The organism is Paenibacillus sp. B2(2019) (genome assembly GCF_008370385.1).
In the GTDB taxonomy this organism is placed as follows: Bacteria; Bacillota; Bacilli; order Paenibacillales; family Paenibacillaceae; genus Paenibacillus_AQ.
Genome location: NZ_VTZR01000024.1, coordinates 278,274 through 303,660 on the forward strand (window position 1 = coordinate 278,274; position 25,387 = coordinate 303,660).

The window sequence follows — 25,387 nt, forward strand, 5'->3', positions numbered from 1 at the left end:
TTTTGGAAATATAGTATTATATTGGGTTTGTGGTGCTGAGAATTACCCTTTAGAGGCAAGTAATTACTAGTATTAATTGTTATAAGCCAACACAAATTGTTATGTTGTGTTATGATAGTAGGGAGGTGACTCCCATGAATGATTTTGAGAACTATCCCGATGAGCTGGGTAATTTCATTCGGCACATCAGAAAGACGAGAGGGTTAACCTTAAGAGGACTTGAAGAAAAGAGCGGCATAAGTTACTCACAGCTTAGCAAGATCGAGCGTGGAGAGAGCATTCCGCTAAAAGACAATCTGGACAAGATCATCGAAGCACTTGGAACAGATCTGAAGAATCGGATGTATCATTTGGCAGACTATATGCCAGATATTGAATATATCAAGACCTTAAAGCATGGTTATGAGCTGCCACAGCTTAAACAGTCTCAGGACTACATTTATGAGACGGCATTTAACAAGCTTAAGGAATTCAGGGCAAAGGAAGGTAAAGAAACATCTTACGTTTCCTTTGATTCTAATGAAGTCATAGTTTATGAAACGGAATATGGGGCAGGAATGGTAATAGAGAAGATTGAGAAATACAATCTTACCGACGTCCTGAACGATAAGTTTGAGGGTTGCCTCGACTCCTTAAGAAAGAGCCCTCGGAAAGGGCGTCAAGCCTTTCTATTTGGCGAGTGGTTACGGGAGTGCGTTTATGAGCTGAAGGAAGAAGAACAGGATCAGGTCATACAAGCGCTCAAAGAATTTACGCAGTTTAAAGTACAACAGATAAAGGGTGCTTATAAATAATGTGTGTTTTATAAATGATCTCAAAAATGAATAATGTTGCCCTTTCTTGCAGCCATCTATTCATCTTGATCCATAAACTAACAACTAAAAATGGTTTGACAGAAAAGGGGATATTAATAATGAAAATTAACATGAAGTTTACCAGCAAGGGAAAAGTCGCTATAGAGAATTTTAATAACGAGGAATTGCTGGAGATCTTCGCACGATACATCAAGACATTATCCAAAAAGTATGATATCGAAGTTGATGTTCCTCTTGAAGAGAATCAAAATATTGTTGGTGATGGCGCTGTAATTGCGACTGCACAAAATGTGAAATGCGATGTAGAAACATTTTTCAAAGAGCTGGGTAGAGATATTAAAGTTCCTTTGAAGAAAAGACTTGGCGGAAAATTGGAAAATGTATTTAAAACGGAAATTACGGAGTAGAAGATTACTCTATTTCAGGGAGTAGTCCTTACTGAATATAAAGAAGGTAGGGCCTTCAGGAGGCTCTACCTTCTTTATGATGATGTTAACATGAAGACAATCTAGAGAACACTCGCAGTGAAGCCATAGGAAGTTATGTAATTATGTCATAATTTGCGAATTAATTTGTGTATGGGGATGTTATGATTTTTCAGTTTGTATGAGATCTCTACTGTCTAAGATCTCTCTAACAATCTCTATGAAATCTGGTAAAGCTTGTGCCTCAAGCGCTAATTTATAGATGTTAAGTAATTCTTCATCAGATATTGATTCAAGAGATGAGGGGCGTGGTGAGGGATGAAAATAGTAATTCATTTGGTTCCTCCATCATATATTTGTTTTTATTACACATTTATATATATGGTATCATTTGGAATACAATCCGTCTCCTGTCATTCATCCTATGAATTTTTCTTTACATCTTAGGGGAATTATGGCATAATAGCTATTTTGTGTGATAATAGATTGGTTTACTTTGAATTTTAATAAACAAAAACACTCCCGACATGTATAGTACATGTCGGGAGTGTTTTAATCAGAATCTTTCTTATGAGTAGATAAGTACTTCTTTAGGCGAGGTTCATTGGATTCCGAAACGGTAGTGAACTGCTTACCTTGATTAAAGCATACAATCTTGCGTCCGGGATCATAGCCTTCTATGTTGTTGATATTAACGACGTTGCTGCGGTCAAGGCGTTCGAATCCCTTACCCTCATACGCTACGGAAAGATCGGAAAGCGTGGTGGGGAGAATAAATTCGCCTTCTTTCGTATGGACGAATATTGTATTCTTATAATTGGAGAAATACAATATATCTTCCTCTAGAATATCACTAGAGGAACCGTCTTTCTGTAAGACACGCATCTTTTCCCCATCCTTGTTTGATTACTTGCGCAGTTCTTTTGGAATCTCAGGGCTGTTAGCAAGTGGTTTCAGAATTGTTGCAAAAACAACAGCAGAAATACCTAATAGGTTAGAAGCATAACGAGCTAAATTTTTCTTCATTTGATTGGCCTCCTTTGTAATGGAATTATAACTGTAAAGGATTGAACTAAAAATGCCAATCCAATGACAGACGAATGGATCCAAAAATTCAAAGAAACCAGAATTATGGAAATGATCTTTAAACCCAAATACCATTCCTTGGGGATTTGCGCATTAGCATCAGGATTTGGAGCACATAAGATCATTACAAGCAAAGAAAAAAGATTAATCCAAATGATATGGTTATGTATTAGATAAGTGATATGAGGGATCAGTGAACAGATAAAGATAGATACAATATTGCAGGACCTTGCGGATTTTAAATGCACTCCACCAGAAGACATTCTTAGGAACATGCAGCTGGATAAGGCTAAGAATGTTTCCTTTAGCTGTCCAGTGAGCCCGCCGATGCATAACGAAGTTATAATGATGAATAAAGTATTTAAAATAATGCTAAGGGCATAATGCATGATTTCAATGGAATGCGTTTGCTCTGGATTACTTTTCTTAATGAGCTCAACAATTTTAAAAGTTAAATGACTCATAGTTATTTCTATCCTTTTTGTGTGAGAAATATAGATATCCCCATAATAGTACTCCATAAAAAATTGGGATGAAGAAAGAGAAAAAAGATTCAAAAAAGTAGGTGAGTAAAGTAACGACAATTACTGTAGGAAGATTAAGAGCAAATAATAATTTTTCGCTAGTCGTTGGTTTAATTCTTACATCGGGTTTGTCAGGTACAAAGTCAAATCCAATACGTTTATGACCCACATACATACCAATGAGAACCGCGGCTAATGCTGATAATATCTGCATTGTCATTATGTTTTTTGTAATCGGTTCCGAAGTATTTAGAGGCATGTTGATTACAGAGTCTAATAGATACATAATTATGGTTTGAATCACCGAGTAAGCTTGATAAGCCATTCCGGTTAATATGGAAGCGTAGAAGGGATGAATCCGGAATAACATCCACATAAAACAAAACATTAGTGCATATTGTGAGAAAGTATCTAATGAAGCTATCCCATAGTTGATTCTAAGGGTATAAGAAAAAAAGCCCATAATAAAACTAGCAAACAACATCTCTTTATGATATAAGTCAATTTTGAAAATTTTGAAAGCCAGAAAGAACATTGCATAGGTCTCTAGTATTGAAAATATCATAAAAAGCATAAAATCTATCATGCCGACACTCCCGATGACTTCTAGTTTAACTAACCCTATTATTGCAAGTATCGTATAAAATGGACTAAAATACAACAACTAGAACACAATTTTCCTCCTAATATTTCAAAAAAATTCAAAAAGAGAGGGATTTAGACATGGGGCGACGGCTGGAAAGTAATGAGTATTTGAGTGAATTATCAAAGTATGTCGATTTAGTGCCAGTTGAAGGGGATATTTGTACTATTTTTAGAGCGCAGACGGATGAGATTTGTAGCTTTATTTCGAACCTTACGGAAGAACAAGGAGAGCATCGTTACGCTCCTGATAAATGGAGTATTAAGCAAATGGTTGGCCATCTAGCGGATACTGGAAGAATTATGTCTTATCGTTTGTTGCGCGTTGCAAGAGGAGATACGACTCCGCTGGCGGGCTTTGATGAAAAGGACTATGTGCCTACCGCAAATTTTGAAGCACACACTCTAGAAAAACTACTGGCTCATTACAAGCTTGTCCGAGAGTCAACGCAAGCTCTTTTGGATACTTTGCCGGAAGATGCATGGACTCGTAAGGGAACGGTTAACAATGCAACCATCTCCGCGAGAGCAGTGGCGTGCGTAATGATTGGGCATGATCATCATCATTTGAATATTCTTAAAGAAAGATATCTGGTTTAATCGAGTTTTATTTTAAAAAAAGCATTCCTGAGGCCATTGCGGCTTCGGAATGCTTTTTTAGCTAAAGGTATATATTTGGGGCCCCCGCAAAGTACCTGAGTAAGCATCGAAGCAAAGCCTCACTTTGTGGTTATATTTTATAGTGGAGGATTCTTGTGACATTTACGGCATACTGGATAGTAGGCTTCATTGCCGCCAATTTGGATTTGCTTGCCGCTGTATACAGGCTTACCATTTTCTACTCTTAGAGCCATCGTTGCTTTGCGCTCGCAGAACCAGCAAATGGTCTTCATTTCCTCGATTTTATCAGCGTAAATCAGCATGTATTTGCTGCCTTCAAATAGCTGGTTCTGGAAATCATTTTTAAGTCCAAATGCCATAACGGGAATGCCTAGTTCATCCACAATCCGTACTAGCTGAAGAATGCAGTCCTTGCTTAGAAATTGACATTCATCAATTAGTACACAGTGGGGTTTGGGCTGGTTACTGCTGACGATATTATAAATATCGGTATTCTCGTCGACGGGTATGGCCTGTTTCCGCAGCCCAATACGGGAGGAGATAAAACCAACTTCGTCCCGATCGTCTATGGATGGAGTGAAAATGAGCACCGATTTCCCTTGCTCTTCATAATTATGCGCAACCTTGAGTATCTCAATAGATTTACCGCTGTTCATTGCTCCGTATTTGAAAAACAATTGTGCCACTTCCATCTATCCTTTCGTATAAGCCAATTATCTAATCTTAAAAATGCGACCTTATTAGAGTATCATATTCGTGTCAGCTGTATCCAGTGAAAACATTACGATAGAATTGAATGTGGTATGATAAAAGGAATCATGTGATTGGAAAGGAAGTAATATGTGTGACTGAAAAAATAGACGAATACAAGGAACGGTTAGCTCTGATTCAGCAGAATGGAAATCTTTCTATCGAGGCTGAGGCTTTGCTGGAAGAGATGATGGCAGATTTGGTGGAATTGAATCGAAGCAATAAAGCGCTGCGGCGGGCAATAATGAAAACTGGGCAGGCTTCCACAATGTCGACTCGTTTAAGGGATGCACTGTACGAATAGAAAAAGAGGGTATGCGAATGGGTTTGATTTTCTCTTTTCTCAAAAAATATAAAGTCGCTGCAATAGCTGCCCTAGTGATGATGCTTATTGAACTAGCGGTGGAATTGTCACAGCCTTTACTCATTTCCAAAATTATTGACCAGGGCATTAAAGAACAGAATTCCTCTGTAGTATGGCTCTGGGGCGGTGTATTGATCGGCAGCGCGGTAGTCGCGTTTATAGCTGGGGTATTAAGTTCTTTTTTTGCTGCCCATGCGAGTCAGAGCTTTGCGTTTGATCTTAGGGACAAGTTATATGAAAAGGTACAATCCTTTACATATGAAGTATTCAATCGGTTTGCTACCTCGTCGCTGATCACGCGTCTGACCGGCGATGTATCGCAGCTGCAGGACACTATATTTATGAGCCTCCGCTTTATGACACGGGTGCCACTGGTTGTGGTGGGCAGTGTGATTATGGCATTGGTTGTTCATGTGAAGCTGGGGTTATTTCTCACTGTAGCTCTACCTTTGTTGCTTCTCTTCCTTTACTTCATCATGAGAAAAGCTTCTTTGTTATTTCGCAACGTACAAAATCGGCTAGACGGTGTGAATGGTGTAATCCAGGAGAATTTAACGGGAATTCGCTTAATCCGTGTGTTCGTGCGCATGGGACATGAAATTGGACGTTTCACGGTCTTTAGCGGGAATTTGATGAAATCCACGGTATCTGCGCTACGTTTGACGGAGACAACGATGCCATTTGTTATGCTTATTGTGAATGCAGCGATTATGTCGATCTTATGGTTTGGACGGATTGAGATTGCAAATGGGGATGCTACTTTAGGAGAAACTGTTGCAGTTATTAACTACTCTTTACGAACCATAGGAGCGTTGTCAGCTATATCTGGACTTGTCGTTACAATTTCCCGAGCACGTGCCTCCTCACAGCGTATTACAGAAGTGATGTCAGCAGGCGCTGGAGTTAAGGAAGGCGGAGCCGCAAAGGGCGAACCGATACAGGGTCACGTCCAATTTGAAGGCATCAGCTTCAAGTATCCTGAGAGTGATATTTCGGTGCTAGAGGATATTACTTTTGAAGTTGCTACTGGTGAGCGGGTAGCGATTATGGGAGCCACCGGATCAGGAAAGTCTTCTCTTGTCGGTCTGATCCCACGTTTATATGAAGAGACAGAAGGTATCATTCGCATTGATGGGCAAAAGAGCACCGATATCGATATTTCAAGATTACGGCGATCGATCGGCTACGTTCCTCAAGAACTGCAGCTCTTCAGCGGATCGATTCGCGATAATATTGCTTGGGGCAATGAACATGCCACACAGGAACAAATCGAACACGCAGCGGCTGCCGCACAAATTCACGCAACAGTGATGGGTCTGCCCAAAGGTTATGACACAATGCTTGGTCAGCGAGGGGTAAATCTGTCTGGTGGGCAAAAGCAACGCTTGACTATTGCTCGGGCGCTTGTGAGGAAACCTGCTATTTTGATCCTAGATGACAGTACGAGTGCGCTTGATGCTGTGACAGAAGGACTTTTGCTGGAGGCACTGAAAGAGATTTCATGTACAACCTTCCTGATTACTCAGAAGATCAGTTCTACTGCATCTGCAGATTTGATTCTGCTGTTGGACGAAGGACGCTTAATCGGTAAGGGAACACATGACGAGCTTATGACAAGTTCGGCGCTGTACCGCAAGATTTATGAATCACAGGTAGAGGAGGCGAAGCAGCATGTTCAAAGCAATTCTTGAACCCTTTCGTCACCCAAAACCCGTCATTGAGCTTGGAGCAGGAAGAAGCCTTGGTTCAGCTGCTGGAGGGAAGCGAACAGCAAAGGCGAAGGATTGGGGCGGCACGCTCATGCGGATTTGGAGCTACCTTGCCGAGCGTAAAGCTAAGCTTTTTCTCGTTCTGTTAATGGTAGTCTTCAGCTCGGCTTTAGCACTGCTCGGGCCTTATATGATTGGTAAAGCTGTGGATGATTATCTGGAAGGCACTGGCGGACGATCGTGGACGATTTTTCTGATCAGTCTAGCTAGTGTTTATATCTTCTATTCATTAACTTCTTGGCTGCAAAATATATGGATGATTGAAATTGCCCAGGAGACCGTATTTCGGATGCGCACGGAGTTGTTTTCCCATCTTCATCGGTTGCCCATCTCATTTTTTAATCGGAGACAGCAGGGCGAAATTATGAGTCGTCTCACCAACGATATTGAGAACGTCAGCTCTACGCTGAATAGCTCAGCTATTCAGATCTTTTCCAGTGTTTTGACATTGCTCGGAACGGTGGGGGTAATGCTCTGGCTCAGTCCTCTACTGACGCTGCTCACGTTCCTGGTTGTGCCGTTGATGTTATTAGGCATGCGCTGGATTACTCGGCGTACGGGTCCGCTTTTTAAAGAACGTCAGCGCAATGTGGGTGAGTTAAACGGTTATATAGAAGAGACGTTATCCGGTCAACGGATTATCAAGGCTTTTTCACAAGAGGAACGGGTCATCGCTGGTTTTCATGAACGCAATGAGCGAATTATGCTCTCTGGATACTGGGCACAGTCGATTTCTGGCTTCATTCCTAAGCTGATGAATGGACTTAATAATTTGAGCTTCGCTATTGTGGCTGGAGTCGGTGGTTTGTTAGCGATTCGTGGAGCGATTACGGTCGGTGTGATTATTGTGTTTGTAGAATATACGCGTCAATTTACTCGCCCTCTTAATGACTTAGCGAATCAGTGGAATACACTACTGTCAGCGGTTGCAGGAGCGGAAAGAGTGTTTGAAGTGCTGGACGAAGAGACGGAAGCTAAAGATGAAGGTGCAGCCACTTCGCTGGTTAAAGTTGAAGGTGCAGTGAAGTTCGAAAAGGTATCTTTTTCATATGACGGAAGTTCTAACACACTGCATGATATTAGCTTTGAAGCGAAGCCTGGCGAGATGATTGCCTTAGTAGGGCCTACCGGTGCCGGCAAAACAACACTTATCGGGCTGTTATCTCGTTTCTATGATTCTAATCAGGGTAAGATTACGCTGGATGGCTTAGATGTCACTTCGATTCGGCGTGAAAGCCTGAGGAGCCATATGGCGTTTGTATTGCAGGACTCCTTTTTATTCAAGGGCAGCATCCGCGATAATATTCGTTACGGTAGACTGGATGCTTCCGATGAAGAGGTTGAGGCGGCGGCTAAGCTGGCTAACGCTCATTCTTTTATTATCCGAATGCCGGAAGGTTATGATCGAATGCTCTCTGCAGATGGTAGCGGCATAAGCCAAGGACAGAAGCAATTGCTATCCATTGCAAGAGCCATTCTTGCCAATCCTTCGATGCTTGTTCTTGATGAAGCCACTAGCAGTATCGATACGGTGACCGAAATCAAGATTCAGGAAGGACTTCAGGCGCTAATGAAGGGACGGACCAGCTTCGTTATTGCCCATAGACTGGGCACTATCCGTGCAGCTGATCGAATTCTTGTTCTTCAAGGGGGCAGATTGCTGCAGCAGGGCTCCCATGAGGAGTTGTTGAAGCAAGGTGGCTTGTACAGCGAGTTGGTGCAAGGCGGTCGTAGGGAAGTACTTGATAAGGCTAGGCTTTAAGCTGTGCATAAAAAGGCGGGAGTTTTCAAGGAAGCGTAGGTCGCGTCCATGAATACTCTCGCCTTTATGTAATGTGTGGATATTCATTATACATTTGAAGTGAGCTGTTGGATGGTTTAATTGCAGAATGTGCAATAGATTTCGGTTGTACAATGAGGGGATGATTAAGCTGCTTATGAGATCGTTTCTTGCGCGGCAGCTTGTTTCGCTTTTTGTTTCTCCTTGAACCGAGGGCCAACATAATTACGTTTGCGGTCTCTTGTTAGAATCCAGCCGCCAAGGAAAGTCATACCTGCTGCAAAGAGAAGGAACCCTCCGCCGAAATGCAGCCAAGCGAAATCTGGAACAACGGAGTCATCGCCATGCATAGAGATATAATCAAAAATATCGTCCTTCATCATTAAGAAGCCCTTCATTGCGATTAAACCAGGAAACACAAGAATAAGGATGGCAATGAAGCGTGAAATTAATAGTTTCATAAGTGTCTCCTACCCCTCTTAGCCCATTAGATTCAACCATATGATAACGCTTTAGTAAGAAAAAGTCCATTTGGATATGACGTTTATAAGTTTTGTAATACTCTAAAAAGAGAGTACAATATACAATGTAAAATGAACTTACGTGTAATGACTGGAGGATACATATCATGACAATTTCATGTGACGTGGCCATACTTGGCGGAGGAACCGGGGGATATGTGGCAGCCATTCGCGCTGCACAGCTTGGAAAGTCCGTCGTCGTCATCGAAATGGACAAACTGGGAGGAACCTGCCTGCACCGTGGCTGCATTCCTAGCAAATCGCTGCTCAGAAGCGCAGAGGTATATGCTGAAATCAATGAGAGCGAGAGCTATGGCATTGAGACAAGCGGTGTACAGCTTGTATTCCCAAAAGTACAAAAGCGCAAGGAAGCGGTAGTTGAACAACTTCATCAGGGCGTACAATATTTGATGCGCAAAAATAAAATACAAGTTATTAAAGGCAAGGGGCGCGTAACGGGTCCCTCTATTTTTTCCCCGCGTAGTGGTGCTGTTGCTGTGGAACTAGAAGACGGTGAAATGGAAACAGTGGTCTCTAACCATCTTATTATTGCTACAGGATCTCGTCCGCGTGTATTACCTGGTCTGGAACCAGACGGGAAAGTTATTCTTAGCAGTGATGAAGCGCTCACCCTCGACGAGTTACCCTCTTCCATCATTATTGTTGGAGGCGGAGTAATTGGGGTGGAATGGGCCTCTATGCTGGTTGATTTCGGAGTGCAGGTAACGGTAGTTGAAGCTGCTGGTCAGTTACTGCCACAAGAGGATGAAGAGGTAGCTAAAGAGCTGCAACGTTTACTTAAAAAACGTGGGGTTAAAATACTGACTGAAGCTACAGTGGATGCTGCAACCTGCAAGGTAACGGACGATGGAATTTCGATTGATGCCCGTAAGGGAGAGCAAACTCAAAGTCTATCCGCAGAAAAGCTACTTGTATCCGTAGGTAGAGTAGCGAATGTAGAGAATATTGGTCTGGAAAATACTGATATTCGCTTTGATAAAGGAATTATTGCTGTAAATGCTAGTATGCAGACGGCTGAGCCACATATTTATGCGATTGGTGACTGTATTGGTGGACTACAACTAGCTCATGCAGCCAGCCATGAAGGCATTATGGCGGTTAACCATCTCGCTGGCGAGAAACTTCACCCTTATCATACACATCTTGTACCGCGTTGTGTCTACACACGTCCTGAAGTTGCGAGTGTGGGTCACACTGAGAAGGAAGCTAAAGCATTGGGACATGATGTAGTAACTGGTAAATTCCCCTTCTCGGCCATTGGCAAGGCGATTGTGTACGGTCAGAAGGACGGGTTTGTTAAAGTTGTGGCGGACCGAAGCAGTGGAGATATTCTCGGTGTGCAGATGATAGGTCCGCATGTTACCGATCTAATCGGGGAAGCTGCATTGGCTCAACTGCTGGATGCAACACCTTGGGAGGTTGGCGAGGCTATTCATGCTCACCCTACACTTTCGGAGATCGTTGGAGAGGCAATGTTAGCTGTAGATGGAAGATCTATCGGGATTTAGCTTTTCTTTTTGGGTAAAAAGGGATTATAATAAACTCAAGCCAAGTCTTAGTACCAGGTTTTAAGATCAGGATACAATTGGTCTTAAATCCTGTAAGACTCAGGCTTTATGAATAAGGAGGTATCTCTTTATGGAATCCCAAGATACTGTAGAAACGATTAACAGACATAAGCAGCTTGGACTAAGTGACGGCCAGGTCATCGATATGTACAGATATATGCTGCTCGCACGTAAATACGACGAGCGCAGTCTGCTGCTTCAGCGCGCTGGCAAGATTAACTTTCATGTCTCCGGCATTGGCCAGGAGGCGGGTCAGGTAGCAGCAGCATTTGCGCTGGACCGGCAGAATGATTATTTTTTACCTTATTACCGTGATTATGCTTTCGTACTCTCCGTGGGTATGACTACTCGTGAATTGATGCTGTCTGTGTTCGCAAAGGCAGAAGATCCAAACAGTGGTGGGCGGCAAATGCCAGGTCACTTTGGTAGTAAGCGTCTGCGTATTGTGACAGGCTCAAGTCCTGTAACCACGCAGGTCCCTCATGCGGTTGGTTTTGCTTTGGCAGCCAAAATGCAAAAGAAAAAATTCGTCTCATTTGTAACCTTCGGGGAAGGCTCTAGCAACCAAGGCGATTTTCATGAAGCTTGTAACTTTGCCGGAGTGAATAAGCTGCCGGTTATTATCATGTGTCAGAATAATCAGTACGCGATCTCTATTCCTGCTCACAAACAGCTTGGCGGTAAGGTCAGCGATCGTGCTCTGGGTTATGGGTTTCCAGGTGTGCGTGTAGACGGCAATGATCCACTGGAAGTATATCGTGTCGTTAAGGAAGCTCGGGAAAGAGCACTTGCGGGTGAAGGTCCTACGTTAATCGAAGCCATGATGTACCGTTTATCTCCACACTCCACCTCGGACAATGATTTGGCTTATCGGACCAAAGAAGAGGTTGATGAGAATTGGAAGAAGGACGGCGTAGCAGGATTCCGTAATTACCTGATCGGTCTGGGACTTTGGAGTGACGAGCAAGAACAAGATCTTATTGCCGAATGCAATCTTGAGCTTAAAGCAGCAATCGAATATGCTGACAACGCTCCGTTCCCGAAACCGGAAGATACACTGCTGCATGTTTACAGTGATTCCGACCTGAAAGGAGGAGCATAAATCATGGCTATAATGGAATATATCGATGCCATTCGGCTCGCGATGAAGGAAGAAATGGAACGCGATGAATCCGTGTTCGTGCTTGGTGAGGACGTGGGGCTCAAAGGTGGCGTATTTACCACAACAAAAGGCCTGCAAGAACAGTTCGGAGAAGAGCGTGTACTAGATACACCGTTAGCGGAATCAGCTATAGCTGGTGTGGCGATTGGTGCAGCTATGTATGGTATGAAGCCGATTGCTGAAATGCAGTACTCTGACTTCATGCTTCCAGCAACGAATCAAATCATTAGCGAAGCGGCCAAAATCCGCTATCGTTCAAATAACGATTGGAATTGCCCGGTTGTCATTCGTGCGCCTATCGGCGGCGGTGTATTCGGCGGTCTGTACCATTCTCAGTGTCCGGAATCGATTTTCTTCGGTACACCAGGATTGAAGATTGTCGCACCTTACTCTGCTTATGATGCAAAGGGACTATTGAAGGCAGCCGTACGTGATCCTGATCCGGTTTTATTCTTCGAGAACAAAAAGTGCTATAAGCTGATCAAGGAAGAAGTGCCAGAAGGTGATTACACCGTTCCAATTGGCGAAGCTAATCTGCTGCGTAAGGGAACAGATATTACGGTTATTGGTTATAGTTTGCCGTTGCATTTTGCGATGCAAGCAGCAGAAGAATTGGAGCGCGAAGAAGGCATTACAGCGCATATTCTGGATCTGCGGACCTTGCAGCCTCTTGATCGTGAGGCGATCATAGCTGCTGCTCGTGAGACAGGGAAGGTTCTTATTGTGCACGAGGACAATAAAACGGGCGGTATTGGTGGCGAAGTGGCGGCGATTATCGCTGAGCATTGTCTATTTGAACTAGACGCGCCGATCTTCCGTCTTTGTGGTCCCGATGTTCCAGCGATGCCAATCAGCCCGCCAATGGAGAAGTTCTTCATGCTTAGCAAAGAAAAAGTGAAGGCGGAAATGCTTCGACTGGCGCAATATTAAAATAGTTGAGTGGACGCGAAGCTTCGTAAAACTTAAAGATTATGCTTACGAAGTGAGTTTTACTTCGTAAAACATTTGAGGAGTGAAAAGATGTCTGACAACCAAAAGTTGACTGACGTGATCATGCCGCAGCTGGCGGAATCGCTAGTATCGGCGACGATCGGCAAATGGCTGAAGAAACCGGGCGATCCGGTAGAGCAATACGAACCATTATGTGAGCTTATTACAGATAAGGTAAATGCTGAATTGCCTTCAACGATAGATGGAGTTATGGGTGAACTATTGGCGGAAGAAGGTCAGGTTGTCAATGTCGGCGAAGTCATTTGTCGTATTGCCGTGCCTGTGACTGCACCTGCTGCTGTAAACGTGACTAACACTAATACAGTTGTAGCTAATAATGTTGCAGAACAAAATGCGACTTCAACTGCTAACGATACGATGCGTGCACGCTACTCTCCTGCGGTACAGACTTTGGCGGCTGAGCATAACATCGACCTGACTTTAGTTATGGGTACTGGTATGGGTGGCCGAATTACCCGTAAGGATGTGCTGGCCTTCATCGAAAGTGGCGGAGCTACATCTCCAGCTTCGATTTCTGCTAGTCAACCTGCCCCAGTGGTGTCACAACCGCCTGCTCCACAGTTCGTTCAAGCCCAAGAGAAGAAGGCGGAAGAGCCTCTTCGCCATTCGGGTCTACATTTGAGCGAATCTCCTCGTATTCCAACAATTGAAGTCGAGGGTGGCCGAGGCAGCAGTTCGGAATACCTGATTGATGTAACACCAATCCGGAATACAATCGCTACAAGAATGCGCCAAAGTGTCTCGGAGATTCCGCATGCTTGGACAATGATTGAGGTAGATGTGACTAATCTGGTCGCACTGCGCAATAAACATAAGGATGAGTTCAAGCGTAAAGAAGGTATCAATCTAACCTATCTGGCTTTCATGATGAAGGCTGTTGTGAGTGCGATTAAGGATTATCCGATTATGAACTCTGTCTGGGCTGTAGACAAAATTATTGTCAAACGTGATATCAATATCTCGTTAGCGGTAGGTACTGAAGATTCGGTTATCACTCCTGTAATTAAGAAGGCTGATCAGAAAAACGTTGCCGGGCTGGCACGTGAGATTGATGAATTGGCACAAAAAACCCGCGAAGGCAAACTGAGTCTGGAAGATTTGCAGGGAGGGACTTTCACTGTAAATAATACCGGCTCATTTGGCTCCATTCTTTCTTATCCAATCATTAACTATCCACAGGCAGCGATTTTAACGTTTGAATCGATTGTAAAAAGACCTGTGGTCATTAACGATATGATAGGTGTACGGTCAATGGCTAACATTTGTCTGTCGCTGGATCATCGGATTCTGGACGGAGTGATTTGCGGTCGTTTCTTGCAACGCGTCAAGGATAACATTGAAGGATATACCCCAGATACGAAACTTTACTAAAAAATAATAACGAGCCAAACTGTGCAGGCATGAGACTGAAAAAGGGGACCTGACGGTATGAATAATTCGGATATTCGTAAGCTGCAGATTTCATATGACCCTATTATGGAGTATGGGGAGGCTTGGGATCTGCAAAAGGAAAGTGTGCACGCCATTGATGCTGGTGAGCAACCGGAACGATTGATTCTTTTGCAGCATCCGCCTACCTATACTATTGGTTCACAGAATCATCCCGAACATCTTCTTCTAGATGAAGAGCAGCTCAAAGAAAAAGGAATTGCGCTGTTTGAAATCGACCGGGGAGGAGATATTACATATCACGGACCGGGTCAGCTTGTAGGTTATCCGATCCTTATGCTCGGTGAAGAAGGTAAGGTAGATTTACGCGGGTACTTGCGCAGTCTGGAAGCAGTGATTATTGATTATTTGGCATCCTACGGAATTTTAGGGGAACGGAAGCCGGAGTATACAGGGGTATGGGTTGGCGACGAGAAGATCTGTGCCATTGGTGTCAAGTTTAACAAAAGCAAATTCCGAAGAGGGTTTGTTACTAGCCATGGTTTTGCTTTTAACATTTCTGAAGGAATATCTGGATACGGCTTTCAAGGAATTATTCCATGCGGTATCACTGAATTTGGAGTAACTTCCCTAGAGGAGTGTGCAGGTCGTCATTTTGAACTTCAAGATGTGGCCAAAGAATTGGTTCCGTATTTTCTAAGACACTTTCCTTATGAAGAGCAGGATGAGTTCTTTGGGACTATGGCTTAAGGTTGATTAACGAACTAACAGGTAAGCCAAATAGCGGCAAGGGGGTCCCTAGCCGCTATTATCAATGTTCCTTGTGTAGATATTAACCTGCAAGGAAAGGCTCGATAACCATAAAGAGCGTAGAGGCAATCATGGCGAACAACATGACGTAGATGAAGATTTTGAACCACTTATTACGTTGCATGAGTAACTCCTTTAGATTTAGTTTAAGTTAATAGCATGAAGATGGATGGTCTTTCTGTACAACCATTGTAACGTATTCACGAAAGAGAGGGAAGTCCAGTGATTTCACAAGACAGATTGATTCAAGAATTTATGGAGCTTGTCCAAGTTGATAGTGAAACAAGAAATGAGCGGCAGATTGCCGATGTGCTCAAGAGCAAATTTAACGCTCTTGGCTTAGAGGTTACCGAAGATGATTCCCAGGAAAGAACTGGACATGGAGCGGGTAATCTGTTCATTACCTGGCCGGCTGAGAACAGTGGATCTGCGCCAAAGTTACTGTTCACTTGCCACATGGATACAGTTGTTCCTGGACAAAATATCAAGCCTACGCTCGGCGCGGATGGATGGATTACAAGTGACGGCACTACGATCCTTGGAGCAGATGACAAAGCTGGGCTAGCTGCACTGTTCGAAGCGATCAGAGTGATTCAAGAGCAAAAATTGCCACATGGTCAGATTCAGTTCGTAATTACTGCGGGTGAAGAATCTGGATTGCTAGGTGCACGTTCGATGGATCCGAGCAATTTGGATGCAGACTTCGGTTTCGCACTCGATTCCAATGGTGAAGTCGGTGCGATTGCAGTTGCGGCACCTACACAAGCTAAGATTACGATGCAAATCTTCGGAAAATCAGCTCATGCAGGTGTTAATCCAGAAGACGGCATCAGTGCGATTCAAGTAGCCAGCAAAGCAATTGCTGCCATGAAGCTTGGTCGGATCGACAACGAAACGACTGCGAATATCGGTAAATTCGCTGGCGGCGGACCTACGAATGTGGTGTGCGATCACGTTCAATTGGACGCAGAAGCACGTAGTATCGTGCAGGAAAAAGTTGGCGATCAAATCGCCTCGATGCGTGAAGCACTGGAGACCACTGTCCGCGAATACGGTGCAGAATGCGAATTCCGCAGTGAAATTATTTATCCGGCGTTCAGCTTTAATGAAAATGATCCAGTGGTACAGCTTGCACAGCGGGCTATCACTTCTATGGGTCTTACGCCCCGTCTGTTCCACTCTGGTGGAGGAAGTGACGCTAACGTATTCAATGGCCTAGATGTTCCGACCATTAATCTCGCTGTAGGATACGAGCATATCCATACCACTAAGGAACGGATTAAAGCCGAAGATATCGTTAAAGTGGCTGAGCTTGTAGTAAATATTGTTAAAGAGAATGTGAAGGGCTAACCTTCTTATAAAATAACAGAGCAGCGATCCTACCGTAACGGTGGATTGCTGCTCTGTATTTTTTTATGGGGAGTTTAATGCAGCCAGATTTAGGGGGATCCAAAAAAGTTATTTGAGGCTAAAGGACCCAGATGACGCTATAAGCAAATTTATCGCCTTTTGGGACACCCCTATATTCGGATGCACATGTATGATTAAATCCTAATGGAAAGAATGAATTTAACCTGCTTTGGTTGGAATGATCTTGGATTGATCCTTTAGGGAGAGAATGTATGAGAGAGGCATATCGGGCCCATACCGCTCTATCCACCTAGTTAAAATGGCCTTGATTTCCTCCGGTTTACCTACCATTGTAACTGCGGATGAGCTTGTACGGCTGAAGATTTCGTTCATCTGAAATTCCTTCTTTCCCTTTAAGTTTGCTATAATACACCGTATGCACAATAGAGAAAAAGGAGACCAGAAACTTTATGGGAGAACAACATTTGCACAGCAAACCCGAGCTTGATGAAGTGACATTGTCTACACAGCCTGTTTTTGATGGGAAGATTATATCTTTACAGGTGGACACAGTGAGACTGCCTGATGGAAATACTGCGACACGTGAAGTTGTGAAGCATCCCGGCGCCGTAGCGGTGCTTGCTTTAAACAACAACAAAATGCTTGTTGTAGAGCAATACCGTCAGCCCATGCAACGCACTGAAGTAGAAATTCCGGCTGGGAAGCTGGATAAAGGTGAAGATCCATTAGTTGCGGCTGGTCGTGAACTTCAAGAAGAGACTGGATTTCACAGTGGAGATCTGAAATTGCTTAAATCCTTCTATACTTCTCCCGGCTTCGCCGATGAGATTATTCATTTGTATGTGACTACTAATGCAAAGCCAGGGGATATGTCCCTGGACGAGGACGAATTTCTAGAAGTTTCGGAGCTTACCCTGGAGGAAGCGTATCAATATATGGCTGACGGGCGCATCGCGGACGCGAAGACGATGATGGCAGTATATGCTTGGCATCTATACACGCTGACAGGCCAATGGAATTAACAACTGAATTGAAAAGTTTCTATTGCGATCTGCATGTTCATATTGGACGAACGTCGGAAGGACAAGCGGTCAAAATCAGCGGCAGCCGCGAGCTTACCTTTGCGGGCATTGCCAAAGAGGCTGCAGAGCGCAAGGGACTAGAAATGATCGGTATTATTGATAGTCATTCACCAGGCGTTCTACGTGATATTCAGCGTTCCTTGGAATCTGGAGAGATGACGTTAGCTGAAGGTGGAGGGATTGCTTACCGAGGGACTACGATCATTCTGGGAACAGAGATTGAAATCCGCGAGCCTGGGCGAAAAGAGTGCCATGTGCTCGCCTACATGCCGGACGTGGAGCGCATGACCGATTTTAGTGCGTGGATGAGCCGCTATATGCGGAATGTGAATCTAAGTTCCCAGCGCCTGTATGCTCCGGCTAGGGAGCTTCAGGATGAGATTTATGGGCGGGGAGGCATTCTTATCCCTGCACATATTTTCACGCCTCACAAGGGCTTGTACGGCTGTGCAGCGGAGCGTATGGCAGACATCTTTGATCTGGATCGCATAGCAGCAGTTGAGCTAGGGCTGAGTGCAGATTCGGAAATGGCGGGTTATCTTTCTGAGCTGGATGACTTCACATTCCTAACGAACTCTGATGCGCATTCACTGGGCAAACTAGGTCGCGAGTATAATGTAATGGCGTTGGCACGACCTTCTTTTGCTGAACTACGACTCGCACTAGAACGTAAGGAAGGGCGGAAGGTAACTGCCAATTTCGGACTTAACCCCCGGCTTGGTAAATACCACCGAACCTACTGCGGAGGTTGTGGCAGTATTATTGACGAAGCTTATGTCACATCGGAACGCTGCCAGTATTGTGGCAGTCTTAAATTGGTGAGAGGTGTATTCGACCGGATCTTAGATATCGCAGACCGCAAGACGCCTCTAGTACCCGCAAACCGTCCACCTTATCACTATCAGGTTCCACTTGAATTTATACCAGGCCTCGGGAAGGCTAAGATGAACGCGTTACTGCAAGCTTTTGGCACGGAGATGAACATTTTACATGGTTGTGGTGAAGCGGAAATTGCTAGCGTAGTAGGAGTGGATTTGGCGGCTATGATCGTTCGGGCCCGCTCAGGCATATTGGAATTATCAGCAGGCGGTGGGGGAACATACGGTAAAGTCGTACAACCTGGAAAGTAGAGTTATTGTCCTAAGGACAAGTCATATCGCGGGACGTTTTCTCATATGGTGTAACATGTAACCGGAAAGGGGAACGTCTCGATGCGTAATTTAAGGCTGATGATGAAGGAACAGACGCCTCTGTATATTTTTGTCGGCGTATTATTTCTGGTAGGTGTTGTATTTGGAGCTCTTATCGTTAGTGCGCTTACGATGGATCAGCAACAGGAGCTGGGGGATTATCTAGGAAATTTCTTTGTAACGGTTGATCAGCAGGGTCTACCCGCAGCACCTGATTCGTACTGGAGTATAGCGGCCTTAAATCTGAAATGGATTGGGCTGATCTGGATCCTTGGATTATCAGTCATTGGGCTGCCGGGAATCTTGATTCTTGATTTTCTTAAAGGGGTATTGATCGGCTTTACGGTCGGTTGTCTAGTAAGTCAATATTCATGGCATGGAATGCTGTTCGCATTAGTCTCCGTGGCTCCGCACAATCTGGTACTGATTCCTGTGTTGTTAGTAAGTAGTGCAGCGGCGATCGCCTTTTCCTTACAGATGATTCGTAGCCGAGTGCTAGGACAACGTCGGACGCCAGTGACTCGACCTTTTACTATGTACACCATATTGTCACTTGTAATGGCACTGTTGATTCTGGGCATTTCTAGTTTTGAGACCTATGTTACGCCGATCATGATGCGCTGGGTTACGCCTTCACTTGTACAAGCAGTGACTACCTTGGGCTTGCAGTAAAAGCGTTTGACTTCTCAAAGCGACACCCCCTATAATGGAAGAAGTGGTTTGAAGACCGGTGAGGTTATTTTCCAAGGGGGAGGGAGACAATGGAAGCTCGGATAGACAAAATTAAGCAACAGTTACAATCCCAAGGATACAAGCTTACACCCCAACGGGAAGCGACCTTAAGAGTGCTGCTGGAGAATGAGGAAGATCATCTTAGCGCAGAAGATGTTTTTATGCTCGTGAAAGAGAAAGCTCCCGAGATCGGTCTTGCGACTGTATATCGTACCCTGGAACTTCTTAGCGAGCTTCACGTCGTAGAAAAGATTAACTTCGGTGACGGTGTCGCCCGTTATGATCTGCGAACAGATACTGCGAAGCACCATCATCATCATTTGATTTGTGTGCAATGCGGTAGTATGGATGAGATTCGCGAGGATTGGTTAGGTCCGCTAGAAGAGCGACTGGAGAAAGAATTTAATTTCACAGTGCTTGATCATAGACTTGATTTTCATGGGATATGCTATCGGTGTAGCGATAAGAATAATTCAAACGGAAATCCGTCCTAAGTCATCTTATAATGAAATTCACTTCATAAGCTCTCCCCGGTTTTTTTACCGGAGAGAGCTTTTTAAATGATTGGTCTATTGGAGGTATACATATCAGTCCGTTTTGGTGCATAAGGTGAAGGACGAGCAGATCTTAACTGTATGTTAGAGGGAGGCGTCCATATGATCGTTTCTGTGCCCAAAACAGTTCGAAAGCTGTATTTTATGATCATGTTTGTGGCTCTAAGCTATTTGCTCTACAGTGCTATGAGCTGGCTTGGTGAATGGATCAGTCCGATAGAGAATTATGGAATTCCTGAAGGCTCCGCTGTTCGGGCTTTTGATCATGCCGATCGTGGTGATGATGGTCTGGATACAAGACAGCGTTTGCGCTTCTATTACTGGTATGGAGAATGAAAGCTTCGCAGGAAGCAGGAACAAGCGAGAAGAATGTCGAAGAAAACAAGGTGGATTCATGCAGCGTATACTAAATGTACACATCTGCAGAACCCTCATGCTGAATGTGCTGTAGGAAGTCACTATGAGTAGCTGCGCCAGGACAGGAGCGTGAAATAATGAAGTCACACTTGCAGCCGTTTTTACATTATTTGTCCGGAGATAAAGGCTTGTCCCCGAATACACTGGAATCTTACGGTAGGGATGTATCGCAGTTTCTGGAGTTCGCTGAAGAGCGGGGGGCTAGTCAGCCTGATGAGATCCGAAGATCGCATGTGATATTATATCTTGGCTCATTACGCGGAGCTGGTCGAGCAACAGCAACGTTGAACAGGAGCGCAGTGTCCCTCCGTGCTTTTTTTCATTATTTGCTGAAGGAACGTTTGATTGAGCAGGATCCAACACTGGACATGGAGACCATGAAGCCTGATAAGAAACCTCCTATGGTGCTTTCCATTTCGGAAATAGAGCAGTTATTGGCTGCGCCGGATGTAAGTACGCCACAAGGGATGCGTGATAAGGCTATGCTGGAATTACTCTATGCAACAGGTATTAAGGTCTCTGAATTAATCTCACTTAATGTGGATGATGTGCACACGGATATGAAATTTGCGCGTTGTACAGGAACTTCTGGCAAGGAGCGGGTAGTTCCCATTGGAACCCTTGCAGCTGAGAGTGTAGCGGCTTACACTTCACTTATGCGGGACAAGCTGCTTCGTGATCACCAGGAGGAACCAGCCATGTTCCTGAATAGTCTAGGCGGAAGATTAACCCGGCAAGGCTTTTGGAAAATCATAAAAAAATATGCACGGGAAGCAAACATTGAGCAGGATATTACCCCGCATACACTTAGGCATTCCTTCGCAGCCCATTTACTGGAAGGCGGAGCAGATTTGCGTTCCGTACAACAAATGCTGGGTCATGCCGATATTTCGACGACTCAGATTTATAACGGTATAGCCCGTAAGAATATGAAGGAAGTATATGAGAGCCACCATCCTAGAGCTCGATAATTCTGCTTTAAAGATGCTTTTTGTGAGTAAGATGGTTATGATGGAATCATACTGAAAGGATAGACTGGGGAATGATCCGCAGGTTATCTTTTAGCAGAAACGGATACCTGATAAGCGGTACATTGTATCGCTGACTTCGGAAGCGTATGTCTTCTGGAAGACGGTACAGCCGTTTCTTCTTGTTGGTACGAAAGAATATCTATATTAAAAAAGGAGTGAAGACAACTATGTCCTCATTTAAACGAATTGGTTTTATTGTTCTAGATAGTGTTGGTATCGGTGAAGCGCCAGATGCTGCGAATTTCGGTGATGCTGGGTCGCACACGCTTGGTCATATATTGGATCGTGTTCCTGGTTTGAAGCTTCCTAATCTCCAGAAGCTCGGGTTAGCTAATATTGCTCCGCTGCCACCGCTAGAGCCTGTAGCTTCACCAACAGGGTACTACGGCAAAATGCAGGAAGTATCTGTAGGCAAGGATACGATGACCGGACACTGGGAGCTAATGGGGCTGAAGATTGAGGTTCCTTTCAATACGTATCCTGACGGTTTTCCAGCAGAATTGATTGAGAAGTTCGAAGCGGCAACTGGTCGTAAGGTAATCGGGAATAAACCGGCTTCCGGTACGGAGATTCTTGTTGAATACGGCGAAGAACAAATGAAAACCGGTGCTTGGATTGTCTATACCTCTGCGGACAGCGTATTCCAGCTTGCTGCACATGAAGATATCATTCCACTCGAAGAGCTGTACAGCGCTTGTAAAATAGCCCGTGAGCTGACGATGGCTCCAGAATTCTCGGTTGGTCGCGTGATTGCTCGTCCATATGTTGGCGAACCAGGGAAATTCGTTCGGACGCCAAACCGGCATGACTATGCTGTGAAGCCGCCAGAACCAACGGTAATGAACGCGCTGACTGATATCGGTAAGGATGTTATCGCGGTTGGTAAGATCAACGATATCTTTACAGGAGAAGGAGTTACGGCTTCTTATCCAACGAAGAGCAATGAGCATGGAATCGAAGTTACTATTGAGCAGCTTCGTCAACCGTTTGACGGTTTCCTGTTTACGAATCTGGTGGATTTTGATTCTTTGTATGGACATCGTCGTGACCCAGAAGGATACGGTCGTGCACTGGAAGTGTTCGATCAGGCCCTGCCTGAAATTCTATCTACGCTCGGTGAAGATGATCTATTGATTATTTCTGCAGACCATGGTAACGATCCGATCCATAGTGGAACTGACCATACCCGTGAATATGTACCGCTCTTAATTTATAGCCCGCGGTTTAAACATCCAGAAAGTTTGGGCATTCGTGAAACCTTCTCTGATGTAGCTGCAACCATTGCTGATAACTTTGGTGCGAAGGCGCCGCAGTATGGGACAAGCTTTTTAGCGAAACTGCAATAAAAGGGTTGTGGGTTGCTCCACAACATCAATGAAGGAGGATCATCCATGAGCGCATTAACTCAAAAAGAAATTCAAGAAGCAGCCATTTATATAAAAGACAAATGTCCGGTGGCTCCGGAAATTGGATTGATCCTTGGTTCAGGCCTCGGTGTGCTTGCAGACCTTATTACGGATGGAGTAAGTATTCCATATGATGAGATTCCTCACTTTCCTGTTTCTACTGTAGAAGGACATGAGGGCGAGCTATTAATTGGTATGATCGAAGGCCGCCGAGTCGTGATGATGAAGGGCCGCTTTCATATGTATGAGGGTTATGGACCGGAGGTAACGGCATTTCCTGTACGGGTTATGAAAGAGCTTGGTATAGCCAGTTTACTAGTAACGAATGCAGCTGGTGGAGTGAACACTGATTTCACGCCGGGTGATCTTATGCTTCTTACGGATCATCTTAATATGACTGGACGGAATCCTTTAATAGGACCTAATGATCCTGCACTTGGTGTGCGCTTCCCGGATATGTCGACCGCCTACAGTCGCCGCCTGATCCAAGTAGCGAAGGAAACGGCAGCTCAGCAGAATTTCGAGTTCAAAGAAGGCGTATATGCAGGTCTATTGGGACCTTGCTACGAAACGCCTGCTGAAATCGTAATGCTTCGTACGCTAGGTGCCGATGCTGTGGGCATGTCTACTGTATCGGAGACCATTGTTGCTCGTCATGCAGGTATCGAGGTATTGGGCATCTCCTGTATTACTAACATGGCCGCGGGAATCCTGGATCAACCTCTCAATCATGAAGAGGTGATGGAAACTGCAGAACGTGTGCGTGAACGTTTCTTGAAACTGGTCTTAGGCTTTATTCCGAAAATGTAATTTCGGGCACTGCATTTTGAATTACTGGGAGGTCATATTTATGACACAAGTGATTAAATTTAAGCCATTGACGCATGAACAGGTAGTTAATGTAACTAAACCAAAATATATCGGATTTGCTCGCGCAAATGTCCGTGAAATGCAGGTGTAAAATGAGAGCTGTCGACATTATTCAGAAAAAAAGAGACGGTGGAGAGCTGAGCCGTGAGGAAATATCCTTTCTAATTCAAGGCTATAGTAAAGGTGAAGTTCCTGATTATCAACTTTCCGCTTGGGCTATGGCGGTTTATTTTCAAGGCATGAACGCACGGGAGACCGGCGATCTAACGATGGAAATGGCGATGTCTGGTGATCAAGTGGATCTGAGCCCAATCGCAGGCATTAAGGTTGATAAGCACTCCACAGGTGGAGTGGGAGATAAAACCACCGTGGTGCTTGCACCGTTGGTAGCCTCTGCTGGAGTACCGGTAGCGAAGATGTCCGGCCGCGGACTTGGGCATACAGGAGGTACACTTGATAAGCTGGAGTCGATCACTGGCTTTTCTATAGAGATGGATCGCGAGCGTTTCTTTGATCAAGTAGGGGAGATCGGAGCTGCCGTGATCGGCCAGTCGGGCAACATTACACCCGCTGACAAAAAGCTGTATGCCCTTCGGGATGTAACAGCAACTGTTGAATCCATCCCTCTTATTGCAAGTTCAGTGATGAGCAAGAAGATTGCAGCGGGTGCAGACGCCATTGTACTGGATGTCAAAACCGGCAGCGGTGCTTTTATGAAGACGCTCGATGATTCTATTGCGCTTGCCCAGGCTATGGTGGATATCGGCACCCATTTGGGTCGTAATACCGTTGCGATCATCAGTGATATGGATCAGCCACTGGGTTACGGGATCGGAAATGCGCTGGAAATTAAGGAAGGAATCGAGACCTTGAAGGGTCACGGTCCTAAAGATTTGCAGGAAGTCTGCCTTATTCTGGGCAGCCAGATGCTTGTTCTTGGCGGTAAAGCCAAGGATGAAGCGGAGGCTCGTTCGATTCTGATGACACATATTGAAGATGGCACAGCGCTGGAGAAATTCAAACAGATCGTGAGTGCGCAAGGCGGAGATGTTTCGCAAATCGATGATCCGGAGAAACTCCCTGCTGCTAAACGATTCATTGAAGTGAAAGCGAAGACTAAGGGTTACATTGAGGGGATTCAAGCAGAAGAAATCGGCATTGCTGCTATGCTGCTTGGTGCAGGACGTGAAACCAAGGAATCTGTAATAGATTTGGCTGTAGGTATTCAACTCTCTAAAAAAGTTGGAGATGCTGTAGAGATTGGGGATACACTTGCAGTATTGCATATCAATGATGCCAGTGATAAGAAAGTAGAGGAAGCTGAGGGTAAGGTGTTAGAAGCTTACCGTATTACTTCTGAATCGGTTCCACCATTGCCATTGGTGTTCGCGCTTGTTACGAAGGATGGAGTAACACGGTACTAGCCAAGGAAATGTAATTATTGTCATGACAAAGACTTAAATAGACAGTAAAACA

General features: G+C 44.6%; 29 protein-coding genes. 21 read left to right on the forward strand and 8 right to left on the reverse strand.

The annotated features are described in order from the left end of the window. Positions 1-134 precede the first annotated feature (134 nt). Entirely contained in the window at positions 135-794 is a 660-nt protein-coding gene (locus tag PAENI_RS22505; RefSeq protein WP_042190416.1) for a helix-turn-helix domain-containing protein, read from the forward strand. A gap of 119 nt (positions 795-913) precedes the next feature. Then, positions 914-1,222, forward strand: a complete 309-nt coding sequence (locus tag PAENI_RS22510) for a hypothetical protein (protein WP_042190413.1) — start codon at positions 914-916, stop codon at positions 1,220-1,222. A 180-nt stretch (positions 1,223-1,402) separates the two neighbouring features. Here the strand turns inward: PAENI_RS22510 and sda are convergent, their stop codons facing one another. The 4 genes from sda to PAENI_RS22535 all read right to left on the reverse strand — a co-directional run bounded on the left by sda (position 1,403) and on the right by PAENI_RS22535 (position 3,436). Next, positions 1,403-1,576 (reverse strand): sporulation histidine kinase inhibitor Sda, encoded by a 174-nt coding sequence (gene sda / locus PAENI_RS22515; RefSeq protein ID WP_081382883.1) that lies wholly within the window; start codon positions 1,574-1,576, stop codon positions 1,403-1,405. 216 nt (positions 1,577-1,792) lie between these two features. Continuing rightward, positions 1,793-2,125 (reverse strand): LytTR family DNA-binding domain-containing protein, encoded by a 333-nt coding sequence (locus PAENI_RS22520; protein WP_042190411.1) that lies wholly within the window; start codon positions 2,123-2,125, stop codon positions 1,793-1,795. 137 nt (positions 2,126-2,262) lie between these two features. Next, positions 2,263-2,847, reverse strand: a complete 585-nt coding sequence (locus tag PAENI_RS33090) for an accessory gene regulator ArgB-like protein (RefSeq protein ID WP_149646763.1) — start codon at positions 2,845-2,847, stop codon at positions 2,263-2,265. Beyond that, positions 2,771-3,436: a hypothetical protein gene (locus PAENI_RS22535; protein ID WP_143764067.1), complete on the reverse strand. Its 666-nt coding sequence runs from the start codon at positions 3,434-3,436 to the stop codon at positions 2,771-2,773. The genes PAENI_RS33090 and PAENI_RS22535 overlap by 77 nt, the downstream gene beginning before the upstream one ends. Positions 3,437-3,573: 137 nt before the next feature. Between PAENI_RS22535 and PAENI_RS22540 the strand changes: the two genes are divergently transcribed. Beyond that, positions 3,574-4,092 (forward strand): DinB family protein, encoded by a 519-nt coding sequence (locus PAENI_RS22540; protein WP_149646764.1) that lies wholly within the window; start codon positions 3,574-3,576, stop codon positions 4,090-4,092. A 137-nt stretch (positions 4,093-4,229) separates the two neighbouring features. Here the strand turns inward: PAENI_RS22540 and PAENI_RS22545 are convergent, their stop codons facing one another. Next, positions 4,230-4,799, reverse strand: a complete 570-nt coding sequence (locus PAENI_RS22545) for a thymidine kinase (RefSeq protein ID WP_042129772.1) — start codon at positions 4,797-4,799, stop codon at positions 4,230-4,232. A gap of 158 nt (positions 4,800-4,957) precedes the next feature. On the opposite strand from PAENI_RS22545, the gene PAENI_RS22550 reads away from it, so the two are divergent. Genes PAENI_RS22550 through PAENI_RS22560 form a run of 3 tightly spaced genes read left to right on the forward strand, consistent with a single transcriptional unit; the run spans position 4,958 to position 8,758 of the window. Further along, complete coding sequence (locus PAENI_RS22550) at positions 4,958-5,167, forward strand: hypothetical protein (protein WP_042129770.1); 210 nt, start codon at positions 4,958-4,960, stop codon at positions 5,165-5,167. 17 nt (positions 5,168-5,184) lie between these two features. Then, positions 5,185-6,918, forward strand: coding sequence for an ABC transporter ATP-binding protein (locus PAENI_RS22555; RefSeq protein WP_149646765.1), 1,734 nt, complete (start codon positions 5,185-5,187; stop codon positions 6,916-6,918). Continuing rightward, complete coding sequence (locus PAENI_RS22560) at positions 6,899-8,758, forward strand: ABC transporter ATP-binding protein (RefSeq protein WP_149646766.1); 1,860 nt, start codon at positions 6,899-6,901, stop codon at positions 8,756-8,758. The genes PAENI_RS22555 and PAENI_RS22560 overlap by 20 nt, the downstream gene beginning before the upstream one ends. 173 nt (positions 8,759-8,931) lie before the next feature. Here the strand turns inward: PAENI_RS22560 and PAENI_RS22565 are convergent, their stop codons facing one another. Then, positions 8,932-9,237: a DUF2627 domain-containing protein gene (locus PAENI_RS22565; protein ID WP_060622617.1), complete on the reverse strand. Its 306-nt coding sequence runs from the start codon at positions 9,235-9,237 to the stop codon at positions 8,932-8,934. A gap of 167 nt (positions 9,238-9,404) precedes the next feature. Here PAENI_RS22565 and lpdA point away from each other — a divergent pair, with 167 nt between their 5' ends. From lpdA to lipB, 5 genes are all read left to right on the forward strand, one after another. Then, entirely contained in the window at positions 9,405-10,826 is a 1,422-nt protein-coding gene (gene lpdA / locus PAENI_RS22570) for a dihydrolipoyl dehydrogenase (RefSeq protein WP_076284503.1), read from the forward strand. A 130-nt stretch (positions 10,827-10,956) separates the two neighbouring features. After that, on the forward strand, positions 10,957-11,988 hold the full coding sequence (locus PAENI_RS22575; RefSeq protein ID WP_042190387.1) for a thiamine pyrophosphate-dependent dehydrogenase E1 component subunit alpha: 1,032 nt from the start codon (positions 10,957-10,959) through the stop codon (positions 11,986-11,988). Positions 11,989-11,991: 3 nt separating this feature from the next. After that, positions 11,992-12,978 carry an alpha-ketoacid dehydrogenase subunit beta gene (locus PAENI_RS22580; RefSeq protein ID WP_042190385.1) on the forward strand — a complete coding sequence of 329 codons (987 nt, stop codon included), beginning with the start codon at positions 11,992-11,994 and terminating at the stop codon, positions 12,976-12,978. Between the two features lie 90 nt (positions 12,979-13,068). After that, positions 13,069-14,430, forward strand: coding sequence for a dihydrolipoamide acetyltransferase family protein (locus tag PAENI_RS22585; RefSeq protein ID WP_149646767.1), 1,362 nt, complete (start codon positions 13,069-13,071; stop codon positions 14,428-14,430). A gap of 57 nt (positions 14,431-14,487) precedes the next feature. Further along, positions 14,488-15,198 carry a lipoyl(octanoyl) transferase LipB gene (gene lipB / locus PAENI_RS22590; RefSeq protein WP_149646768.1) on the forward strand — a complete coding sequence of 237 codons (711 nt, stop codon included), beginning with the start codon at positions 14,488-14,490 and terminating at the stop codon, positions 15,196-15,198. Positions 15,199-15,280: 82 nt separating this feature from the next. On the opposite strand, the gene prli42 is transcribed toward lipB, so the two are convergent. After that, positions 15,281-15,382, reverse strand: coding sequence for a stressosome-associated protein Prli42 (gene prli42 / locus PAENI_RS22595; RefSeq protein WP_094872112.1), 102 nt, complete (start codon positions 15,380-15,382; stop codon positions 15,281-15,283). Positions 15,383-15,480: 98 nt separating this feature from the next. Between prli42 and PAENI_RS22600 the strand changes: the two genes are divergently transcribed. Beyond that, complete coding sequence (locus PAENI_RS22600) at positions 15,481-16,608, forward strand: tripeptidase T (protein WP_149646769.1); 1,128 nt, start codon at positions 15,481-15,483, stop codon at positions 16,606-16,608. A 219-nt stretch (positions 16,609-16,827) separates the two neighbouring features. Here PAENI_RS22600 and PAENI_RS31955 read toward each other — a convergent pair whose 3' ends face one another. Continuing rightward, a complete protein-coding gene (locus tag PAENI_RS31955) occupies positions 16,828-17,001 on the reverse strand; it encodes a hypothetical protein (protein ID WP_188114650.1) in 174 nt (57 codons plus the stop codon). A 77-nt stretch (positions 17,002-17,078) separates the two neighbouring features. On the opposite strand from PAENI_RS31955, the gene PAENI_RS22605 reads away from it, so the two are divergent. The 9 genes from PAENI_RS22605 (at position 17,079) to PAENI_RS22645 (ending at position 25,335) form a co-directional block, all read left to right on the forward strand. Next, positions 17,079-17,651: an NUDIX hydrolase gene (locus tag PAENI_RS22605; protein WP_076299537.1), complete on the forward strand. Its 573-nt coding sequence runs from the start codon at positions 17,079-17,081 to the stop codon at positions 17,649-17,651. Beyond that, positions 17,642-18,841, forward strand: coding sequence for an endonuclease Q family protein (locus tag PAENI_RS22610; RefSeq protein WP_076284508.1), 1,200 nt, complete (start codon positions 17,642-17,644; stop codon positions 18,839-18,841). Before PAENI_RS22605 ends, PAENI_RS22610 begins: the two co-directional genes overlap by 10 nt. A gap of 81 nt (positions 18,842-18,922) precedes the next feature. Then, positions 18,923-19,573 carry a stage II sporulation protein M gene (gene spoIIM, locus PAENI_RS22615; protein WP_076284509.1) on the forward strand — a complete coding sequence of 217 codons (651 nt, stop codon included), beginning with the start codon at positions 18,923-18,925 and terminating at the stop codon, positions 19,571-19,573. Positions 19,574-19,662: 89 nt separating this feature from the next. After that, complete coding sequence (gene fur, locus PAENI_RS22620) at positions 19,663-20,127, forward strand: ferric iron uptake transcriptional regulator (RefSeq protein WP_042129744.1); 465 nt, start codon at positions 19,663-19,665, stop codon at positions 20,125-20,127. A gap of 162 nt (positions 20,128-20,289) precedes the next feature. Beyond that, positions 20,290-20,523 (forward strand): DUF4227 family protein, encoded by a 234-nt coding sequence (locus PAENI_RS22625; protein ID WP_188114651.1) that lies wholly within the window; start codon positions 20,290-20,292, stop codon positions 20,521-20,523. A 158-nt stretch (positions 20,524-20,681) separates the two neighbouring features. Continuing rightward, on the forward strand, positions 20,682-21,575 hold the full coding sequence (gene xerD / locus PAENI_RS22630; protein WP_149646771.1) for a site-specific tyrosine recombinase XerD: 894 nt from the start codon (positions 20,682-20,684) through the stop codon (positions 21,573-21,575). A gap of 227 nt (positions 21,576-21,802) precedes the next feature. After that, positions 21,803-22,981 carry a phosphopentomutase gene (gene deoB / locus PAENI_RS22635; protein WP_042190363.1) on the forward strand — a complete coding sequence of 393 codons (1,179 nt, stop codon included), beginning with the start codon at positions 21,803-21,805 and terminating at the stop codon, positions 22,979-22,981. Positions 22,982-23,026: 45 nt separating this feature from the next. Then, entirely contained in the window at positions 23,027-23,851 is an 825-nt protein-coding gene (locus PAENI_RS22640; protein ID WP_076284512.1) for a purine-nucleoside phosphorylase, read from the forward strand. Between the two features lie 152 nt (positions 23,852-24,003). Beyond that, on the forward strand, positions 24,004-25,335 hold the full coding sequence (locus tag PAENI_RS22645) for a pyrimidine-nucleoside phosphorylase (RefSeq protein WP_042190358.1): 1,332 nt from the start codon (positions 24,004-24,006) through the stop codon (positions 25,333-25,335). The last annotated feature ends 52 nt before the right edge of the window (positions 25,336-25,387 follow it).

Bases quoted from the DNA above. Each gene is read 5' to 3' on its own strand.
- PAENI_RS22505 (WP_042190416.1), top strand. From the start codon at position 135: ATGAATGATTTTGAGAACTATCCCGATGAGCTGGGTAATTTCATTCGG.
- PAENI_RS22510 (WP_042190413.1), top strand. From the start codon at position 914: ATGAAAATTAACATGAAGTTTACCAGCAAGGGAAAAGTCGCTATAGAG.
- sda (WP_081382883.1), bottom strand. From the start codon at position 1,576: ATGAATTACTATTTTCATCCCTCACCACGCCCCTCATCTCTTGAATCA.
- PAENI_RS22520 (WP_042190411.1), bottom strand. From the start codon at position 2,125: ATGCGTGTCTTACAGAAAGACGGTTCCTCTAGTGATATTCTAGAGGAA.
- PAENI_RS33090 (WP_149646763.1), bottom strand. From the start codon at position 2,847: ATGGAGTACTATTATGGGGATATCTATATTTCTCACACAAAAAGGATA.
- PAENI_RS22535 (WP_143764067.1), bottom strand. From the start codon at position 3,436: ATGATAGATTTTATGCTTTTTATGATATTTTCAATACTAGAGACCTAT.
- PAENI_RS22540 (WP_149646764.1), top strand. From the start codon at position 3,574: ATGGGGCGACGGCTGGAAAGTAATGAGTATTTGAGTGAATTATCAAAG.
- PAENI_RS22555 (WP_149646765.1), top strand. From the start codon at position 5,185: ATGGGTTTGATTTTCTCTTTTCTCAAAAAATATAAAGTCGCTGCAATA.
- PAENI_RS22560 (WP_149646766.1), top strand. From the start codon at position 6,899: ATGTTCAAAGCAATTCTTGAACCCTTTCGTCACCCAAAACCCGTCATT.
- PAENI_RS22565 (WP_060622617.1), bottom strand. From the start codon at position 9,237: ATGAAACTATTAATTTCACGCTTCATTGCCATCCTTATTCTTGTGTTT.
- lpdA (WP_076284503.1), top strand. From the start codon at position 9,405: ATGACAATTTCATGTGACGTGGCCATACTTGGCGGAGGAACCGGGGGA.
- PAENI_RS22575 (WP_042190387.1), top strand. From the start codon at position 10,957: ATGGAATCCCAAGATACTGTAGAAACGATTAACAGACATAAGCAGCTT.
- PAENI_RS22580 (WP_042190385.1), top strand. From the start codon at position 11,992: ATGGCTATAATGGAATATATCGATGCCATTCGGCTCGCGATGAAGGAA.
- PAENI_RS22585 (WP_149646767.1), top strand. From the start codon at position 13,069: ATGTCTGACAACCAAAAGTTGACTGACGTGATCATGCCGCAGCTGGCG.
- lipB (WP_149646768.1), top strand. From the start codon at position 14,488: ATGAATAATTCGGATATTCGTAAGCTGCAGATTTCATATGACCCTATT.
- prli42 (WP_094872112.1), bottom strand. From the start codon at position 15,382: ATGCAACGTAATAAGTGGTTCAAAATCTTCATCTACGTCATGTTGTTC.
- PAENI_RS31955 (WP_188114650.1), bottom strand. From the start codon at position 17,001: ATGAACGAAATCTTCAGCCGTACAAGCTCATCCGCAGTTACAATGGTA.
- PAENI_RS22605 (WP_076299537.1), top strand. From the start codon at position 17,079: ATGGGAGAACAACATTTGCACAGCAAACCCGAGCTTGATGAAGTGACA.
- PAENI_RS22610 (WP_076284508.1), top strand. From the start codon at position 17,642: ATGGAATTAACAACTGAATTGAAAAGTTTCTATTGCGATCTGCATGTT.
- spoIIM (WP_076284509.1), top strand. From the start codon at position 18,923: ATGCGTAATTTAAGGCTGATGATGAAGGAACAGACGCCTCTGTATATT.
- fur (WP_042129744.1), top strand. From the start codon at position 19,663: ATGGAAGCTCGGATAGACAAAATTAAGCAACAGTTACAATCCCAAGGA.
- PAENI_RS22625 (WP_188114651.1), top strand. From the start codon at position 20,290: ATGATCGTTTCTGTGCCCAAAACAGTTCGAAAGCTGTATTTTATGATC.
- xerD (WP_149646771.1), top strand. From the start codon at position 20,682: ATGAAGTCACACTTGCAGCCGTTTTTACATTATTTGTCCGGAGATAAA.
- deoB (WP_042190363.1), top strand. From the start codon at position 21,803: ATGTCCTCATTTAAACGAATTGGTTTTATTGTTCTAGATAGTGTTGGT.
- PAENI_RS22640 (WP_076284512.1), top strand. From the start codon at position 23,027: ATGAGCGCATTAACTCAAAAAGAAATTCAAGAAGCAGCCATTTATATA.
- PAENI_RS22645 (WP_042190358.1), top strand. From the start codon at position 24,004: ATGAGAGCTGTCGACATTATTCAGAAAAAAAGAGACGGTGGAGAGCTG.